At 37.9% G+C, this 16820-nt stretch carries 35 protein-coding genes; all 35 read left to right on the top strand.

The genetic code is table 11. The annotated features are described in order from the left end of the window. Positions 1-202: 202 nt before the first annotated feature. Positions 203-484, top strand: a complete 282-nt coding sequence (locus MHB65_RS18180; RefSeq protein WP_342441284.1) for a helix-turn-helix transcriptional regulator — start codon at positions 203-205, stop codon at positions 482-484. Continuing rightward, positions 472-726 carry a hypothetical protein gene (locus MHB65_RS18175; RefSeq protein WP_342441283.1) on the top strand — a complete coding sequence of 85 codons (255 nt, stop codon included), beginning with the start codon at positions 472-474 and terminating at the stop codon, positions 724-726. The genes MHB65_RS18180 and MHB65_RS18175 overlap by 13 nt, the downstream gene beginning before the upstream one ends. After that, the gene (locus tag MHB65_RS18170; RefSeq protein WP_342441282.1) at positions 710-844 is read left to right on the top strand and encodes a hypothetical protein; all 135 of its coding nucleotides are present in this window, start codon (positions 710-712) and stop codon (positions 842-844) included. Before MHB65_RS18175 ends, MHB65_RS18170 begins: the two co-directional genes overlap by 17 nt. 304 nt (positions 845-1148) lie before the next feature. Beyond that, complete coding sequence (locus tag MHB65_RS18165; protein ID WP_342441281.1) at positions 1149-1433, top strand: hypothetical protein; 285 nt, start codon at positions 1149-1151, stop codon at positions 1431-1433. Beyond that, complete coding sequence (locus MHB65_RS18160) at positions 1430-1714, top strand: hypothetical protein (protein WP_342441280.1); 285 nt, start codon at positions 1430-1432, stop codon at positions 1712-1714. The genes MHB65_RS18165 and MHB65_RS18160 overlap by 4 nt, the downstream gene beginning before the upstream one ends. Positions 1715-1778: 64 nt before the next feature. Continuing rightward, the gene (locus MHB65_RS18155; protein ID WP_342441279.1) at positions 1779-2708 is read left to right on the top strand and encodes a lambda-exonuclease family protein; all 930 of its coding nucleotides are present in this window, start codon (positions 1779-1781) and stop codon (positions 2706-2708) included. A 1-nt stretch (position 2709) separates the two neighbouring features. Further along, positions 2710-3300 carry a hypothetical protein gene (locus tag MHB65_RS18150; protein ID WP_342441278.1) on the top strand — a complete coding sequence of 197 codons (591 nt, stop codon included), beginning with the start codon at positions 2710-2712 and terminating at the stop codon, positions 3298-3300. Continuing rightward, positions 3301-4104 carry a recombination protein RecT gene (recT, locus tag MHB65_RS18145; RefSeq protein WP_342441277.1) on the top strand — a complete coding sequence of 268 codons (804 nt, stop codon included), beginning with the start codon at positions 3301-3303 and terminating at the stop codon, positions 4102-4104. It abuts the gene before it with no gap. A 175-nt stretch (positions 4105-4279) separates the two neighbouring features. Next, a complete protein-coding gene (locus MHB65_RS18140) occupies positions 4280-4483 on the top strand; it encodes a helix-turn-helix transcriptional regulator (protein ID WP_342441276.1) in 204 nt (67 codons plus the stop codon). A gap of 25 nt (positions 4484-4508) precedes the next feature. After that, the gene (locus tag MHB65_RS18135) at positions 4509-4958 is read left to right on the top strand and encodes a hypothetical protein (protein WP_342441275.1); all 450 of its coding nucleotides are present in this window, start codon (positions 4509-4511) and stop codon (positions 4956-4958) included. Between the two features lie 72 nt (positions 4959-5030). Further along, positions 5031-5258, top strand: a complete 228-nt coding sequence (locus MHB65_RS18130; RefSeq protein ID WP_342441274.1) for a hypothetical protein — start codon at positions 5031-5033, stop codon at positions 5256-5258. Between the two features lie 15 nt (positions 5259-5273). Continuing rightward, a complete protein-coding gene (locus tag MHB65_RS18125; RefSeq protein WP_342441273.1) occupies positions 5274-6056 on the top strand; it encodes a DnaD domain protein in 783 nt (260 codons plus the stop codon). Then, positions 5980-6801 carry an ATP-binding protein gene (locus MHB65_RS18120; protein WP_342441272.1) on the top strand — a complete coding sequence of 274 codons (822 nt, stop codon included), beginning with the start codon at positions 5980-5982 and terminating at the stop codon, positions 6799-6801. The genes MHB65_RS18125 and MHB65_RS18120 overlap by 77 nt, the downstream gene beginning before the upstream one ends. 33 nt (positions 6802-6834) lie before the next feature. Continuing rightward, a complete protein-coding gene (locus MHB65_RS18115; RefSeq protein ID WP_342441271.1) occupies positions 6835-7551 on the top strand; it encodes a hypothetical protein in 717 nt (238 codons plus the stop codon). Between the two features lie 4 nt (positions 7552-7555). Next, a complete protein-coding gene (locus MHB65_RS18110) occupies positions 7556-7741 on the top strand; it encodes a hypothetical protein (RefSeq protein WP_342441270.1) in 186 nt (61 codons plus the stop codon). Positions 7742-7757: 16 nt separating this feature from the next. Then, entirely contained in the window at positions 7758-7943 is a 186-nt protein-coding gene (locus MHB65_RS18105; protein ID WP_342441269.1) for a hypothetical protein, read from the top strand. After that, on the top strand, positions 7936-8241 hold the full coding sequence (locus tag MHB65_RS18100) for a hypothetical protein (protein ID WP_342441268.1): 306 nt from the start codon (positions 7936-7938) through the stop codon (positions 8239-8241). The genes MHB65_RS18105 and MHB65_RS18100 overlap by 8 nt, the downstream gene beginning before the upstream one ends. Beyond that, on the top strand, positions 8241-8642 hold the full coding sequence (locus MHB65_RS18095) for a hypothetical protein (RefSeq protein WP_342441267.1): 402 nt from the start codon (positions 8241-8243) through the stop codon (positions 8640-8642). The genes MHB65_RS18100 and MHB65_RS18095 overlap by 1 nt, the downstream gene beginning before the upstream one ends. Then, complete coding sequence (locus MHB65_RS18090) at positions 8611-8781, top strand: hypothetical protein (RefSeq protein WP_342441266.1); 171 nt, start codon at positions 8611-8613, stop codon at positions 8779-8781. Before MHB65_RS18095 ends, MHB65_RS18090 begins: the two co-directional genes overlap by 32 nt. Beyond that, the gene (locus MHB65_RS18085) at positions 8774-8962 is read left to right on the top strand and encodes a hypothetical protein (protein ID WP_342441265.1); all 189 of its coding nucleotides are present in this window, start codon (positions 8774-8776) and stop codon (positions 8960-8962) included. Before MHB65_RS18090 ends, MHB65_RS18085 begins: the two co-directional genes overlap by 8 nt. After that, positions 8959-9423 (top strand): YopX family protein, encoded by a 465-nt coding sequence (locus tag MHB65_RS18080; protein WP_342441264.1) that lies wholly within the window; start codon positions 8959-8961, stop codon positions 9421-9423. Before MHB65_RS18085 ends, MHB65_RS18080 begins: the two co-directional genes overlap by 4 nt. Beyond that, a complete protein-coding gene (locus tag MHB65_RS18075; protein ID WP_342441263.1) occupies positions 9420-10127 on the top strand; it encodes an NUMOD4 domain-containing protein in 708 nt (235 codons plus the stop codon). Before MHB65_RS18080 ends, MHB65_RS18075 begins: the two co-directional genes overlap by 4 nt. After that, complete coding sequence (gene ssb / locus MHB65_RS18070; RefSeq protein WP_342441262.1) at positions 10124-10483, top strand: single-stranded DNA-binding protein; 360 nt, start codon at positions 10124-10126, stop codon at positions 10481-10483. The genes MHB65_RS18075 and ssb overlap by 4 nt, the downstream gene beginning before the upstream one ends. A gap of 176 nt (positions 10484-10659) precedes the next feature. Continuing rightward, positions 10660-11205 (top strand): dUTP diphosphatase, encoded by a 546-nt coding sequence (locus tag MHB65_RS18065; protein WP_342443764.1) that lies wholly within the window; start codon positions 10660-10662, stop codon positions 11203-11205. Between the two features lie 82 nt (positions 11206-11287). Further along, positions 11288-12103: a DNA adenine methylase gene (locus tag MHB65_RS18060; protein WP_342441261.1), complete on the top strand. Its 816-nt coding sequence runs from the start codon at positions 11288-11290 to the stop codon at positions 12101-12103. A gap of 10 nt (positions 12104-12113) precedes the next feature. After that, complete coding sequence (locus tag MHB65_RS18055; protein ID WP_342441260.1) at positions 12114-12539, top strand: RusA family crossover junction endodeoxyribonuclease; 426 nt, start codon at positions 12114-12116, stop codon at positions 12537-12539. Continuing rightward, on the top strand, positions 12524-12778 hold the full coding sequence (locus tag MHB65_RS18050) for a hypothetical protein (RefSeq protein ID WP_342441259.1): 255 nt from the start codon (positions 12524-12526) through the stop codon (positions 12776-12778). The genes MHB65_RS18055 and MHB65_RS18050 overlap by 16 nt, the downstream gene beginning before the upstream one ends. A 29-nt stretch (positions 12779-12807) precedes the next feature. Next, complete coding sequence (locus MHB65_RS18045) at positions 12808-13032, top strand: hypothetical protein (RefSeq protein ID WP_342441258.1); 225 nt, start codon at positions 12808-12810, stop codon at positions 13030-13032. 37 nt (positions 13033-13069) lie between these two features. Next, complete coding sequence (locus MHB65_RS18040) at positions 13070-13645, top strand: hypothetical protein (protein WP_342441257.1); 576 nt, start codon at positions 13070-13072, stop codon at positions 13643-13645. Positions 13646-13689: 44 nt separating this feature from the next. Continuing rightward, the gene (locus tag MHB65_RS18035) at positions 13690-14190 is read left to right on the top strand and encodes a hypothetical protein (protein WP_342441256.1); all 501 of its coding nucleotides are present in this window, start codon (positions 13690-13692) and stop codon (positions 14188-14190) included. A 58-nt stretch (positions 14191-14248) separates the two neighbouring features. Beyond that, positions 14249-14752 (top strand): hypothetical protein, encoded by a 504-nt coding sequence (locus tag MHB65_RS18030; RefSeq protein ID WP_342441255.1) that lies wholly within the window; start codon positions 14249-14251, stop codon positions 14750-14752. Between the two features lie 125 nt (positions 14753-14877). Beyond that, positions 14878-15330 carry a LuxR C-terminal-related transcriptional regulator gene (locus MHB65_RS18025; RefSeq protein WP_342441254.1) on the top strand — a complete coding sequence of 151 codons (453 nt, stop codon included), beginning with the start codon at positions 14878-14880 and terminating at the stop codon, positions 15328-15330. A gap of 474 nt (positions 15331-15804) precedes the next feature. Then, complete coding sequence (locus MHB65_RS18020) at positions 15805-16008, top strand: hypothetical protein (protein WP_066037345.1); 204 nt, start codon at positions 15805-15807, stop codon at positions 16006-16008. Positions 16009-16162: 154 nt separating this feature from the next. Then, entirely contained in the window at positions 16163-16432 is a 270-nt protein-coding gene (locus MHB65_RS18015; protein WP_342441253.1) for a hypothetical protein, read from the top strand. A 61-nt stretch (positions 16433-16493) separates the two neighbouring features. Next, positions 16494-16817 (top strand): hypothetical protein, encoded by a 324-nt coding sequence (locus MHB65_RS18010; RefSeq protein WP_342441252.1) that lies wholly within the window; start codon positions 16494-16496, stop codon positions 16815-16817. Positions 16818-16820: the final 3 nt, after the last annotated feature.

Raw genomic sequence — 16820 nt, 5'->3', positions numbered from 1 at the left:
CGGACAGGTGTACTTACATTCGTAACTTACAAAAACATAGGAGAGGCCAGGGCAAATGGCCTCAATCAAACTACCAATCTAGTAGAAATCTAAGAGGTAGGGGCAACTACCTCTTATCTATATATTACTAAGTTATACAATTACTTACTATGCACAGTGTGCATTATGCAGAATATGCATATTTAAAAAAGGGTGGAAAATCATGAATTTAAACGTTGGTGAAATTATTAAACAGTGTAGAAAAAAGATGAAATGGTCACAAGAGGAATTAGCTTTTAATGCGAATATATCTCAATCAACTGTAAGTCGACTAGAGAAAAATAAAATAACTTGTGATGTGAACACGTTAATGAGCATTGCGCAAAAGACAAATGCTCAAGATGTCTTAATGGCAATGATGTTCAACATAGATATGGGGCTTGTATCTCAAATGCTTCAATTAGTACCAACATTTATAGGAGGATTTTTCAATTGGATGCTTTAGAAAAACTGAATCAACAGATTAATAGAGAACTAGCTTGTATCGAAGATCTTGCAATTGAAATTGTAATGCTGTCACACAAACTAGAAACTGACATAGCCCAACAACGCAAACAGGACTTACATAATTCGTTGGAACAACTAGAGAAACTTCGTAGACGCAAGGAATTGTGGTCAATAGCAGCTGAACTAAACTTGCAAGGGAGAAAAGCGAAGGTGGTGAAAAAGGTTGTGGAAATGGCTTGATAACTATTTTTACTTACCAGAGGATGATGTACCAGAATCACACAGAAAGTTTTGTATCAGTATTGTTATTACGATGCTTGTTATCGGAGTGCCAATCATCATCACATTTTGGCAATAAAAAAGCTGCTTAACCATTTGCGAGGGATTAAGCAACGACAATCATATACAAATCTATTATATCACACTATCAGACGTTTGCGAGAGTTATCTCGCTCTCGTCAAGCAGCCAGCAATTTGCCGTCTCCCTACGGCTCGCTTTGCCAACATTGCTGGTTGCTTGATGGGACTAGCAATCTATTTATAAAACCTAGCACAGTACGCCATGACCATTTGCGAGCGACAGCCAACGGCCCCAGTTGCGATGACAGTTTTATAAGTGGATTGGTGGTTATCCATCAAAAAAATTGAAAGGATTGATCTATATGAAATTAGTTAATGCAGTGTCTAAGATTGCTGAATTGCCACAGATTTTAGAACGACATGGTATAGAGCTAGAAAATGTTCTTAATGTTGAGTACAACGCTAATGTCATGGAACATATCAACGTTCAAGTTCTATTACATGACAAGGAAACCATTCAAAAACTAGGTGTCTGCGATAACGAAAGTACGATTGGCCATGATGATACTCACTGGACACAATTCAGAATTGTTAAAGATGGTATTTCATTTGTTTGTTGGGAGCGTCAAGGTGAGGCGATAGCATGAGTGTGCTTCTAGAAGTAGAAAACCCAATGGTACTAGGGCGTATTGAGTATCCAACCCCACCTTATGAGCCTGTTGTAACCTTTGAAATGCACGATGACTTTGGTAGTTTCATAGCTTGTGGTGATGTGTATTTCGAGATAGGCGACGCGTTCATTCACATCGACAATATCAGTGATTATTTAGCTGCTGGATATCGGGATGATTCAACTTACAACATGAGTGATTCGGAGGTTATTGCTTATGTGGAGGAGCATTATGGTTTTGCTCATACAAAAAAATAAACCACTTGGCAGAGTGGCTTAAAAAACATTTATTAATCAGATTTTAGCATAGGAGGGCAAGGGAATGGAAGCAGTTTCTACTTTAGAAATGGATCGCATTGAATGGCTACAACTCCGCAAGAGTGGTATTGGCGGTTCTGATGCGTCAGCAATCTTAGGTTTCAACAGTTATAAGTCAGCGTTCCAACTATACATCGAAAAGACTTCTGATTTCGTTGAGGAAATCGATAACGAGTTCGTTTATTGGGGGAATAAACACGAAAATACGGTCGCAGAGGAATTTACAGTTCGTACTGGCAAAAAGGTTAGGCGTTTGAACCGTATGTTACGCCACCCTGATTATCCATTTATGACTGCTAACCTCGATCGAGTAGTAGTTGGCGAAAAAGCAATTCTAGAATGTAAAACAACGTCTGCCTACAACGAACGTGCGTGGGAGGGGGAAAATATTCCTGCTGCGTATATTTGCCAGTTACAACACTATATGGCGGTGACTGGTTATGAGAAGGCATATATAGCTGTTTTGATTGGTGGGAATCGTTATGTGTGGAAAGAAGTTGCTCGTGATGATGAATTTATTGAGCTCATGATCCAACGTGAAAAAGAATTTTGGGAGAATCACATTCTTACTAATGTACCACCGGCGATTGACGGCAGTTCGTCAGCTAGTGAGTTCTTAATGAAGATGTACCCTCAAGATGATGGTTCAGCCATTATGTTGGACGAGCAATCAAACACATTGATCGAAGCTATTGAATCTTTAAAAGCCGAAGAAAAGCAACTCGAACTACAGCGTAAAGAGTATGAGAACCAACTCAAAATGACGCTTGGTGAGGCAGTCGAAGGGCACTCTAATCGTTTTAAAGTTTCATATAAAACCATCTTTTCCAATCGATTTGATAGTAAAAGGTTGAAAGATGAGAATCCAGACTTATACAAAAAGTATTGCAAAGAATCACCATCAAGACGCTTAACAATTAAGGAGGCTAATTAATATGGCAAAGTTTAATATCGAAGTTGAATTAGATTGGTTAAATGAAGAAATGGGTTTAGATGAAGAAATTCAAAAACAAGTTATTTCAGGTTTACAAAATCGCTTAGTTGCAAACTTAGAACAAAAATTTGAACAGAAGATTTCTTCTATTATCACAGAAAAAGCTGAGTCGATTGCTGATGAATTTATCGCAAAAATAATGACGGACAACATCGCAAATATCCAGATGCCAATTAAAACAAGTTCTTGGGGTTCGGAAGTTAATTATTTACCTCTTTCCGAATTTGTTGGTAAACAATTCGAAAATGCTATGACAGAAAAGACACTAAATGAACGTGGTGGCAAAGCAGAATACCGTGATGATAAAAAATATTCCATTGTCGAGTATTTAACAAAAGGTTACATCGCCAAGGAACTTAATTCAAAAGTTAGCGATATGATTCGTGATGCTAAAGAAAAAGCTGAACAATCATTAATCAAAAATTTAGAGGAAAATTTACAGCAACAATTACATGCAGATATGGTGAAACGTTTAAATATTCCACAGTTACTACAAAATCTTCAAAATACAATTGATTGCGAGGTTGAATAAATGGCAACTACAACTGACTTAAAAGCTCAAATGCAACAAACACCATCTACTCAAGCAAAACCTAAAACAATTGATGATTACCTAAAACAAATGGCTCCAGCAATGGCCCAAGCTTTACCAAAACACATGGACGTAGACCGTTTAATGCGACTAGCAATGACTACAATTCGTACAACTCCAGCACTTAAAGATGCAGATGTTTCTAGTTTACTAGGTGCTGTAATGCAAGCTGCTCAACTAGGATTAGAGCCAGGTTTAATGGGCCACTGCTACTTACTACCTTTCAAAAACAAAAATAAAGGCATTACAGAGGTTCAATTCATCATTGGCTACAAAGGGATGATTGATCTCGCTAGACGAAGTGGTCATATCCAATCGATTTACGCTCATGCCGTGTACGAAAAGGACGAGTTTGAGTATGAGCTAGGGTTAGACCCTAAGTTAAAGCACAAGCCTTGTATGGACGTAGATAAGGGCAATTTTGTAGGTGCCTATGCGGTCGCTCATTTTAAGGATGGGGGTTATCAATTTGAGTTCATGTCAAAAGCCGAAATTGAGAAGCGCAAAGGTCGTTCGAAGGCTGCTAATTCATCGTATTCACCGTGGGCTACAGACTACGAGGAAATGGCGAAAAAGACCGTTGTACGGCACATGTGGAAGTACTTGCCGATTAGTGTGGAGATGCAACAGCAAGTAGCTTATGACGAAGGTACAGCGCCAAAACGTGAAATGAAAGACATCACACCTGAAACAGAATTTTTCGTTGATGCACCTGAAATTGAAGTGGAAGTAGTGAATGAATAACGTACCACACAAAGTCCTTCTGCCTGCTTGGATATTCCAACAGGCAAAGGATAACGATGAAATCAGACGCTTGGTGCTTGAATATATGAAACGCTATCCAAACTATAGGGTGCTCAAGGTTAGTGGTAGTTTAGCAATCTGTGAGAGACGTGACGGGCTGTTATAGGAGGTAGCAATGATTAAAATTAGACTGGCTGTTTTATTGGCTGAACGCGGCTTAAAAATACGAGACATTCATAGTAGGACAGGCATTCCGATGGCAACACTAAGAAACCTGTATTATGGGCGTTCAAACAGTGTGAAAATAAAAGATTTAGAGGCAATTTGTAAGGTGCTGAATTGTTGTGTGGGAGATATTTTAGATTACCAGGCAAGATGATTTTTATACCTTGGGAGGAATGAAGATGAAACTAGATGGAAAATGGATTATTACGTTTGATGAAGAAAAATGGGATGCTAACAATTTTGGTGAGTTTGATTCGAAAGAGGAAGCAGTTGCCTTCATCGATGAAACTGGGGCAATTCAATTATTTGATATTTGGTTAGATGAAACTGGAGATGAACCAGATCCTGAACAAACTGGTGTAACTATTTATGTAGGGCGAATGCAAGGATTTGTACCGTCAGTAAATGTCGATAGTGTACTAGATGACATAGCTGAAAACGCATCTTGGGTGGGCGGTGACTATGCTGATGATTATTTACACCATGTTCCAAAAGAAGCTCAAGAAGAATTAGAGAAAAAACTCAATTCTGCATTAGCTGAGTGGATTGAAAAGCATCAATATCACCCTACGTTTTATTCAATCGAAAACATTGAAACTATAGAGAAGTCCTTTGAAACCGTTGTTTAATCACAAGAATTGTGGATTTTGTGAATAAGTCTGTGATTAAAAATTTGAATATTGAAAATATGGAGGGCGAACATGAACAAAGCTTCTAAATTAAAGCTTGAACAAATTCGGAAAGTAATAATGAACGAAATCATTGCTCGAAGAACTAATCAACAATTAGATACAAATACAACTTTTAAATTTATTCAAGAAATCAATAATGCGACTTATAAAGAGCTTCAAACTCTAGCAGTAGAATCAGTAATTCACAATAAAAAGGTTAGTGATTTATTTATCGATGGCACACCACTGCCATTTTAGGAGAGGTGAGGGCAAATGGGCATCATCCGAGTAGCTAAGAATAGCAACTATGTAGTGATGAATCGAACGGCATTGAACGATAATCGGCTATCTTGGAAAGCTAAAGGCATAATGGCATACATGCTTTCAATGCCAGATGATTGGGTGTTTTATATGGACGAGCTAATGACTCACTCAACAGATGGCAAGGCATCGTTCAGAGCTGGTTTCAATGAGTTAAAACAATGCGGCTACATCGAGCGAAAACCTATTCGTGAAGGGCAAAGAATTAAAGAATGGGAAACGGTCGTTCATGAAGTACCTATAAATTCTCTACTTACCGATTTTCAAGAAGTAGAAAAGCAAGAAGTAGAAAAGCAAGAAGTAGGTTTTCAAGAAGTAGAAAATCGAACACTACTAAGTACTGATAATAACCAAGTATTGAATAAACCAAATACTGATAATAACCAAGTACTGACTACAGACACGAAGCATGCTCAAAAGCTATATGAGTTCTTTGTCAGTCGTCTGCAAAAGTTTCCTAGTGATAAGTTACGAGAAGATATCGAGTACTATCTAGCAACCTATCATGATGCAGATCTTATTATCGAAGCATTTGAACGAGCGCTTATAAATAGCCGAGTTACTAACAAAGAAAAATACGCAACCGGCACATTACGAAACTGGAAACACGAAGGTGTAACATCCATCCAACTATTAACTAAAAAGGAGGCGCAGCAACTTGCAGGCAATCAACACAGCACTACAAAAGGACAGCGTACTACACAAAGTGAACTCGGGGTTGATGTGGGCTTCTAGCAAATGTGAGAAACATGATATCCAACTGATGATCGTAAATGGCGAAGAATCTTGTCCTAGATGTTTTTGCGAGAAAGAAAATGCTGCATTCGAAGCTGAATTCAAGGCTGAACTTCAGCAACAGCAAGCAAAGGTTAAGTTTAATACACTCGCAAATAAAAGCTTGATACAGGACAAAACGTTACTAGATGCAACATTTGATAGCTATATTGCACAGACAGCCGAAGAACAGGCAAATAAACAAAAAGCAATGCAATTTTTAGAACGCTACCAACAAGGCCACCGTTTCAATTTATGGTTTAACGGCAAGCCAGGTGTAGGAAAGAGCCACTTGTCTATGAGTATCTTAAAAGCTCTGAATAGCTTGTATGTATCGTGCTTGTATATCGACATCGATGAAATGTTGAGAAAGATAAGAGCCAGTTTTAACGACAAAGAATCACCGTATACAGAACAGTATTTCATCGATTTACTAACGAACGTTGATTACTTGGTACTGGACGATTTAGGAGCAGAAACAGGAAACATCGATACGAACAAACAAGCAACAGATTTCACCAGCAAAGTATTACGAGCCGTTGTTAACGGACGACAAGATAAGTCAACAATCGTAACTACGAATCTATCAAGTAAAGCACTAATGAATATGTATGATCCAAAGTTAATTAGCCGGATGATGAAGAATTTAGAAACGATTATTTTTACAGAAACAACGGACAAGCGTATTAAAAATATTGGATTTTAGAGGGGCAACAGCCCCTTGATGGAGGGTGAAGGGATGATAGTTAAAGCAGAATTTGAAAACACTACGATGCTTTTTGGAGATTCATATAAACCATGGCAGATGCAATTCGATGAATGGGCTTGGTTGAGTAAGAACGATAAATCATTGAACTTAGTAAGAGTTACAGTTTCGGAAGAACATTGGGTATCGTGGGGCGGATTGAAATGGTGTCCTGAAGATCGCTTTCAGCATCAATTGAATCGGGAAGGTTGCCAAGATGATGAACCAGAAAACCCGAATCCACGAAAATACAGTGAAATGCAATTTGTACGTGATGCAAAGGTAGAACGCAAGGTATTGAAGATGCTTGATATTACACCTAAACAGCATCGATTAAACATCGTAAATAACCTTATTCGGTATATTTCAGAACGAGGACATAGGTACTTTTATACAAACAGTACACTTCATGAAAGTAACGTTGACAGTGTAGCTAATATGAAACTTAAAAACGGTCGTCTTTATTTTGTAGACAATTATACAAAGCATGAGGTACCAGTGTTAGATAATGGCCGTGACTGGAAAGGGTTTTCGCATGGTGGAACGTTACGAGCGCTAGTACTTGATTTCGCAGAGTTTATTCGCACAGGGAAGTGGAGTAATGGCAGCAATGGATATGGCGGTTTGTATTGTAGTCATTGGGGCCACAGCGATGAAATTCAACAAGAAATCATCAACTACGCTAAAGAGATTGGCTATTTGAAGGGGTGAAGGAATGGAAAGAAAATATCGATACTTTGTATCTTTTTCACATAATACTGGCTTTGCTAATGCAGAAATAAGACGATCAACACCAATTCAAAACATTGGCGACGTTGTTGAGGAAGGTAGAAATCTCGAACGAAATAATTATTTTCCTGATAAATCGATTGTAATCCTTAATTTTCAATTATTTGAGTGAAGTGGAGGGTGAAGGGATGAATTGTCGTCATCAACTTAGAGAGATGTACGAAGCTTATCGAGAGATAGAAATAAACAAACTCTTATCAGAACTTGAGGACTTCAACAAACGAAATTATAAAGATGCAGCTATAGATGTTGCATTGACTACTGGCGACCGTGAGGCTTTTAACAAATTAGTGGGGAGTGAATTGAATGGCTGAGAAAGTGAAGGTTAGTCGAGAAGTAGCAGAATTAGCAAGAAAATTTAACCATCGTCACAGTAGCATTGGTGTTATTGAAGAAATAATTTGCGCAGAAGGCTATGATGAATCACAAAAAACACAGGCTATTAATGCATTTTTAAACGGCTGCGAAGTTGAGTTAACTCCAGAAGATGAGATATACGAAACATATCAATCATTCCGTAGAAATGCATCTAAATACGATGTTGGGTTTAATGACGGTATTAGATATGCCCTTAATACACTAGATATCAAAATCAAAGGGGTGAATGAGTGATGAAACAAGAACAGTTGAATGCCATTAAAGAACGTGTGGCGAAGGCTACGTTGGGGCCGTGGAAAGTTAGAAATGATAACGAAGGAACAGAATATTTTCCATTTTGGGTAGTAAGTAAACTCGGATTAGACAGTGGCGAGTGGTTCGCTGAATTACATGTAGGTGATATATCCGACGCTCAATTTATTGCTAACGCTCGCGAAGATGTGCCAGCGCTTATTGCAGAGGTTGAGAGGTTACGTGAAGCACTTAAATTTTATGCAGAAGAAACAAAGTACGAAAGAGTAGAACTTTGTGACGGTGACAAAGAAATTTACATCGAGCGTGACGGTGGCGAAATAGCACGCCAGGCACTAGGTGGTGAACCGGATGTCGAACGGAAACAAAATCATCACACGTAGTAATAGCAAAATTATGATTCGGTATGATGAATTACCACGGATATTAAACGCTACTGAAATACAACAATGGCACCATATTGTAGCGAAGATTGAACGGTTTCAAGACAAAGAGTTGGAGAGGGGGATTTTTCGTGAATGAACAATTTCTGATTGATCAAATCATTATGTATTTAGGCACATTTCAACGCTTTGGAGGCAAGCATAACGAAACCATGGCTTATAAACGTTTGGAGCAATTGAGAGTCATGGTGGGGCTGAGAGATGCTGAAGAGGCTACTGATTATCTCATTTCACGAATGAAAGGGGCGATGGTTGCATGAGACGACCAAAATTCAGAGGATTTTCAAAAGTAATTAACAGTTGGCATTATGGCCATGGATGGTTCGAAATTGACTACACAGAAGAGTACTTGCTTGAGAAAGGTATTGAAAAACAAGCAATGCTTTATACAGAAGCTTATCCAATTGAGTGTGAACTGAAATCTATGGGCGAATACACGGGTTTAAAGGACAAGCATGGAACGGAGATTTTTGAGGGAGATATTATTTATTGGGAAATTAACAATGGCGTAGGAATAGAAAGTTACACAGCGGTTGTTAAATGGTCAGAAAACCTAGTTAAAGAAGGATGGAACCAAACTTACAAATGGCTTGTTGGTTACACAGGGAATTACTACCGTGGTTCTTATGATGAATTATCTACACCTGCAGCATATAACGATGAATTGCAAGTAATCGGCAACATCTACGAAAACCCAGAATTATTGGAGGGAACGGCATGACATTAACCGAACAACTGGCATTTCATTTTGAAGATGATGAGATTTGGAAACCTGTTGTTGGTTATGAAGGATTGTATGAGGTTAGTACTAGAGGTCGTGTTCGATCTTTAGACAGAAGAGTTTTTAACGGTGTTGGATATTACATTATGCCTGGACGGATTTTGAAACAAAGTAACACCCATATCAATAAAAACTATCAAAAAGTATTACTAAAGAAACCAGGCGAAAAACACAAAAATGAAAAGGTTCATAGGTTAGTTGCTAAGGCGTTTATTGATAAGCCTCATGGTAAAGATTATGTCAACCATTTAGATGGTGATAAAGCTAACAATAAAGTTGAAAACCTTGAATGGTGTAACTTAAGTGAAAACTCGAAACATGCAATGGAAAACGGTCTTTCATTTAGTAATTTCTATCCAAATGCAGATGCAATCGTTAAAGAGTACATTGCTGGTTCTTCATTAATAAGTCTAGCGAAGAAATACAAATGTTCAACTGAAACAATAAACAAATATTTTGAGCTAACTGGTGTGAAAATAAGAAATAAATCAGAAGCTCGGAAGATTCTTAATTATAACAAAGAAGATTTAATCACAGATTTTGATAATGGTTTGAGTTATCAAGAGCTAGAAAAGAAATATGGTATGAAATATCACACACTGGCAGCTTATAAACATTTACACAGAAAAGGAGAGTTAGCATGATCAATAGATTTGTCGGTGTTGGAAGATTGGTAGCTGATCCGCAATTAAAGTACACGCCAAATGGTGTAGCAATGACAAAATTTAAGATAGCTATCAATCGTCAATTTACTAATCAACAAGGAGAAAAAGAAGCAGATTTTATTAGTTGTATTGCATTTAGAAAACAAGCCGAGAATCTAGCAAACTTCATGAAGAAAGGTAGCTTAGTAGGTTTGGAAGGGCGAATCCAAACAGGCAGTTACGAGGGGCAGGATGGCGTTAATAATCAACCTAGTTATACAAGGGTCGATGAAGATCCGTTTGCTAATAGTAAGGGGCCGATTGAGGTAAGTGAGGATGACCTCCCTTTTGATTAAAAGAACAGGAAGGATGTGAGAAAAAGTGGAGTATTCGAAACAGGAATGTCCAAAGTGCGGGAAATTAGTGAAAACGTTATATAGACCTAGCATGGCACACGAAGGGCCTAACTTTTGCTACTGGTGCAATAAAAAACGAATGAAGGAGGAAAGTAAAAAATGAACTTAACAAACCTATTCAAAACACAAGCAAAGTTGGACGAGCACATCATGCAGGAGCATCCAAAGTTGAGAGGGCAGAACATCTTGATTGGAAGCTACTAGCCTTACAGGTTGAACTAGGGGAATGTGCGAACGAATGGCGTGGGTTCAAGAAGTGGAGTAAGGACCAAGAGCCGAGAACGAAAGTTCCAGTTACAGCATGGGGTGAACCTTATAATAATCCGTTGCTAGAAGAATACGTCGATTGCCTCCATTTCATTTTGTCGATTGGACTTGAACTAGGGGCGAATAAATGGATGAAACTTAGTGAATACCCAGTGGCAAACGAAAATGGCAGCATTACATTACAATTCCTAGACGTACATTCCAAAACATTAAAAGTAGTGGAGGAAATCATTCGAATGGAATCAGCACCAGCAGAAATCAGAGATTTGTACACGCAAGCATTCGAAAGCTTTTTACAACTGGGTGCAAAACTTGGCTTCACATGGGAGCAAGTCGAAGAAGCTTACTACGCTAAGAATAAGGTCAATCATGCTAGACAAGCAAATGGATATTAAGTAAATACACACTGCTGGTAGATCGGCATTAGGTTGTTTTATCAGCAGACTTCTAAAAGTGCTAGTAAAAGGATGTGAAGGAATGAAAAGGATTTTAAATTACGTGGGGAGTAAGTGGAACTTAGCCGACTGGATAATTAGTCAAATGCCAGAGCACAATGTTTATCTCGAAACACATTTTGGCAGTGGTGCAGTGCTATTCAACAAACAACCTTCCAAAATCGAAACAGTGAATGATATTGATGGCAACATCGTAAATCTGTTCAAAGTTATTAGGGAAAAGCCAGAGCAGCTGGCTGAACACATTCAACTTACTCCATATTCAAGACAAGAATACAACGAGTCATTTGAAGCATTACAAGGCCAATTAAGTGATTTAGAGAGAGCTAGAGTATTCCTTGTTCGTTGTTGGATGGCACGTGGAGGTAAGACAAGTGACCGTACAGGATGGAGGCATAACGTAGACTCAACAACATTCAGCGCTTTACCAGATTGGCGCAAGTTGCCAGCTGTTGTTTTAGAAGCTACTGAGCGATTACAGAATGTACAAATTGAAAATCAAGATGCTGCAACATTGATAGGGCGTTATAACAAAGAAGATTGTTTGATTTATAGTGATCCCCCTTATCTATTAAGCACTCGTACAAAACGACATTATGCTCATGAAATGACAAATGGGCAACATGAGATTTTATTAGAAACACTGGTGAATCACAAAGGTTATGCAATGATTAGTGGTTATAACAGCGATATGTATAACGACATTTTACAAGGATGGACAAGGATTTCGAAGATGGCCACTACTGAGGCAGCACGGGAAAAATGCGAAAGCCTTTGGTTGAACCCGCAAATTATTGAGATGGGATATATACAAGGCTCACTTTTTGAAATTGTTTAGGAGGGCAAATATGAACGTACTCACATTTGAAATACCAGGAGTTATTCAACCACAAGAGCGACCTCGCTTTAGTAGACATGGCAAGAAAGTAATCACACATGATGCACCTAAAAGCAAGAATTTCAAAGACTTTGTAAAGCTCGTAGCATGGCAAAATAAGCCGTCTGAATTGATTACAGAGCCAATTAAACTACAAGCTGATATTTACCTCATGCCACCACAAAAATATCGCACAGGGCCAAAGAGAAAGCTTATAGCGAGTGGTGAATTACTTCCTACAACAAAGCCTGATCTCGATAACCTGATTAAGGGCATAAAGGATGGGTGTAACAAAGTTATTTGGCATGATGATTCTCAGATTGTTGAGATGAATGTACGGAAGTTTTATTCAGAGCAACCGAGGGCAGAGGTGACGATTGAATGGCACCAAAAGTAGAGAATCGATACATCTTGTTCACTGGTGAGGTTCATGAATCGGTTAAGTTTGATTTTACAATTCAACAAATAGGAACCTTCATAGCTATGTGGAATCAAGGATATCCAATTAACGAGATAGCTCAAAAGCTTAATGCAAGTAAGGTGAGTGTGGCTTTGATTGCGATGGATCTTGAAATGGCAGGACGGATTGGGCCAAGGGCTGGCGGTTTGTTAGGGAAGAGGAAAGTGGTTAGTTGAAATCTATTGCGAAATAAGGTGAATCTAATATGGCAAGATACCTTGTTTATCAAAGTTATATGAAACCTTCGAAAATAAGAGGTGAATTACCTGATATAACAAATGAATATGTCGCTAATGATTCTGACATCAGATGGCATTATACATTTACAAAGGATATTGAAAACGCCTATTTCTTTAATGATTTCGAGGTTGATTTAGCAAAAGAAATTGCAGAGCTATGGAACATGAAATTAAAGCAATTAGAGGTGTAATTGAAAGTTTTTGTTCAGAAACGAAAGGGGGATAATCATGGATCAAGAACAAATAAATGCGATAAAAGATCGTGTGAAAAAGGCTACACTGGGGCCGTGGAAAGTTGTAAAAAGCGAAGAAACAGGTGTACAAATCGGTACAACATGGGAAAGTGGTCAGTTAAAAAATTGTGTACCAGTAGTAACAACGGCGCATGGAGTTGAAGGTGTAACGATTTATATTAACGACAACAATTCTGATTTCATTGCTCATGCTCGTGAAGATGTGCCAGCACTTGTTGCAGAGGTTGAGTACCTACGTGGAATGCTTAGAGATACAAGGAAAATTGTACGTCAAAAAGTAAAAGAAGTTAAAACATTGCAGAATGCTTGTAAGAATCATAAGGCAAAGCAAGAGGCATTGGAATTTCATTTGAAAGTATCTATCCATCATGCAGAGGAATTAGATGGTGAATTAGAGGCCGAGGTTACTGAAAATGAACAGTTACGTAAAGCACTTGAATTTTATGCAGAAGAAACAAAGTACGAAAGAGTAGAACTTTGTGACGGTGACAAAGAAATTTATATCGAGCGTGACGGTGGCGAAATAGCACGTCAAGCACTGAATGCTTAAGCTCGTATATGAAAGATTTTGTCCAGTAGAAGGGAGTTAGTGAAATGGAATTGAACACAAGTGAACGCCGTATTAATCAAGAGGTTTTGGAGATATTTGAAAATGCTAAGTTGAAACATGTCATTGAAGAAGTGACAAAATCGTACCGTTTTCAACTAATTAAGTTAGCCGATGCAGCTCAATATTTAGGACCAACAGGGTTTAAAGAAATGACTGAAGCCTTAGAGCCATTTCTCAAAAAAATCGAAGAAGGAAGAATCAAAGATGGTAAAACTTCCGGAAATGATTACATTGTCATCAATCAAGATGAACCATATGTCAATGAAATCATTAAAGTATTGGCGACTAATGGGCATTGGGATGGAAAAGTATTAGAGGAATGTGGCTGGTGCGGTACCGAAACGAATGAATTAAGTGGTCCACATATGATGGACTTTGTTCCAGGTGAAAAGATGTGTCGTGGCTGTTGGAATCATGATCGTGAAACGTATTTAGGTTCAGTTGGTACAGATATTGGTGAATTTAAACCAATAGGGAGCAATTAAACGAGCTATTGAAAGATATTGTTCAACAAATACAAATAAACAATTGGAGGTAACAAGTATGAAAACAATTGATAAACAAGCAATCTTAAATGTTCTAAACGGTTTAGAGGTAATTGAACAAAACGGTGGAGAAGATGCTTATATTCTTGTTGAAAATAATGCAGCTAATCATGAAAAGTTAAATGCAGTAGGTGTACCAAGTGAAGCAATTAATAAGTATGGTGACGAAGAAACATTCTGTATTTTAGCCTTAGCATTTAGTGAGGGCTATGCTAATGAATTAGAGTATAGCAAGTTAGTTCTTAGACCAGATAAGTTTGCTGTATATGATACCACTTATAACGAATTTAACTTACATGATACTTATAAAAGTGCTTTGGCTGATTATGAGGCAGCTAAGGAGTCAATTATGGAAGAAAGCTTATCTGGAGATGAACAGGTCTTTATTTTAGAGGTTAAAAAGGTAGCTTGCATTGTTGAAGATAAGGATAGAGAAGACGATCCAGCAGAAAAAGGTTTTGACGGATGGTGCAAGTGGGAAGAAACTGATTTTGATAAATAACGATTACTGAACAATATGAGTAAAAGAAAAAGCCGCAGCGTCATCACACGCTACAGCTCGAATTGGTTTATGCCCTTTGACGGTACTAACAACGTTATTATAACACAACCTAGGAGGGCAAACCTATGTTAACAGGGCAAACACAAGAAGTAAAAAAGTATATGATAGATCAATGGTTGAAAGATTATCACTGGATGGTTGAACAAATTAGATTAGGAAAAATGCAGAATGAACTTGCAAAAGATATTGAGTACGATGGCGCTAAAGTAGCCGCATATGGAATCGAGGCAACATTACCAAGAGCCAGTGGAGGAACTAGTGATCCAGTTAGTTATGAAGCAACAAGACGTTCGCAATTTTATGTAAAAAGAGTTTTGCGTTATGAATGGAAAGTTAGGGAAATCCAAAAAAGAGCAAGCAATGTTACAGGAGAACGTGAAATATTCGTGCTTAATTGTATCCTAGATGGATTTTCATTGCGTAAAATAGGGCAAACAATGGGACTATCAGAAGCAACAATTAGACGACTAAAAGAAAATATTTTAGAAATGATGTCGGAAGTTAAATGTCGCATATGACGCAAAAAACGCATATGACGAATTGTTGAAATGGTATATTTTTCACATGTAAACTTAAGGGGAGGTCGGACAGGTAAATCTTTCTTCACTTGGTATTTATAAAAACCTAAATATTAGGGAAAGACAGACCGACGACCGACCTGCGCTGAACAAACTTGTTCGGAGCAAGACATACATCGCCGGCCCATATTTTTTTAAGAGATTAGGTATCTTAATTAATATAAAAGGCTAATAAAACTAAAGGAGTGGTTTATATGTGAACTTCGTTCACTTTCCATAATTTCAGTCAAACTTACTATGTAACAAGTGCACGGAAATGCACTCTAAAATTAGAACACAATTCGTTACAAAATAACGTGGTGTCGCTCTACCACGAGTCGGAAAAGAGCACTCGACAAAATAGGATAACACAATAGAAAAAAGCCTTCATCAATGCGATGAGGCTTTTTATTTTGCTTTGAAAGGAGAAAACAAATGAAACCACAAATTGAAAACAACTTTATGTACCATGCACCAAAAGAGGGACAACCAGCAAAGTATGAGGCTATTCGTGAAAAGGCGAAAGAGCTTGCTTATCTAATCGATGAAGAATGCCCAAACAGCCGTGAGAAGTCAGTTGCTATGACTAACCTAGAAACTGCTGTAATGTGGGCTAATGCTTCAATCGCACGAAATTAAGAGCCCTTCACAGGGCTTTTTCTTTTGCTTTGAAAACTGCATCAAACAGCCAAAACACTTTGAGTTGAGAGGGCAGAGTTTGATGTGGTTTTGAGAGCAAAAAGTTATTACATATATTTCATCTACTAGGTTATGATTGGGTGGGGGTGAGGGCATGGATATAAAAGTACTTCTTTATCCAAATGGAGATAATTCATCAATCGAATTGATATATTCGGGTGACAGTAGAAACGTAAATGATGCATCTATAACTCTTAATCAATTAGAGTCAAGAGAGGCATTTATTGTTATGGCCAAACAAGGACCAAAGAAAGTTAGAGTATATTCGGTTGAATCAAGTATTTCTGCAAAACCTGGTGGTGGTGAAAGAAAATACGTATTAGTTCCAATTGATATCAAAACAAAAGATATAAAAATCGTGTAGAGATACACGGTTTTTTTATTTCTAAAAAACTATAAGCAACTAGCATAATGGGGTGATGCCATTGGACATCGTAGTAACGATTCCTAAGAGTGAATATGTAAATGATGATAAAGAAACTGCTGTTTATGAACAAGGTGGATACGAACAATTCTGGCAACTATCCAGGCATCCTAAAAAACTAAACATTGGTGACAGAGTGTATTTCGTCAAAAATGGATTTATTGAATCATCAATGAGGGTGATGAGAATAGAAACAAAGGCAACTGCGTCATGTGAGGTAACTAATCGCACATGGAACGGTTGTCTTATTTTTATGGATGATTTAAGGCAAGAAGGCTTAGAACAAGTAAGAGGCTTCCAAGGCTTCAGGTATAGGTGGTGGTGATTA

Origin of the sequence: Lysinibacillus sp. FSL K6-0075, from assembly GCF_038592945.1 — a bacterium.
Taxonomy (GTDB): domain Bacteria; phylum Bacillota; class Bacilli; order Bacillales_A; family Planococcaceae; genus Lysinibacillus; species Lysinibacillus fusiformis_F.
The sequence above is the reverse complement of the archived record's forward strand: the minus strand, read 5'-3'. Positions and strand labels throughout refer to the sequence as shown.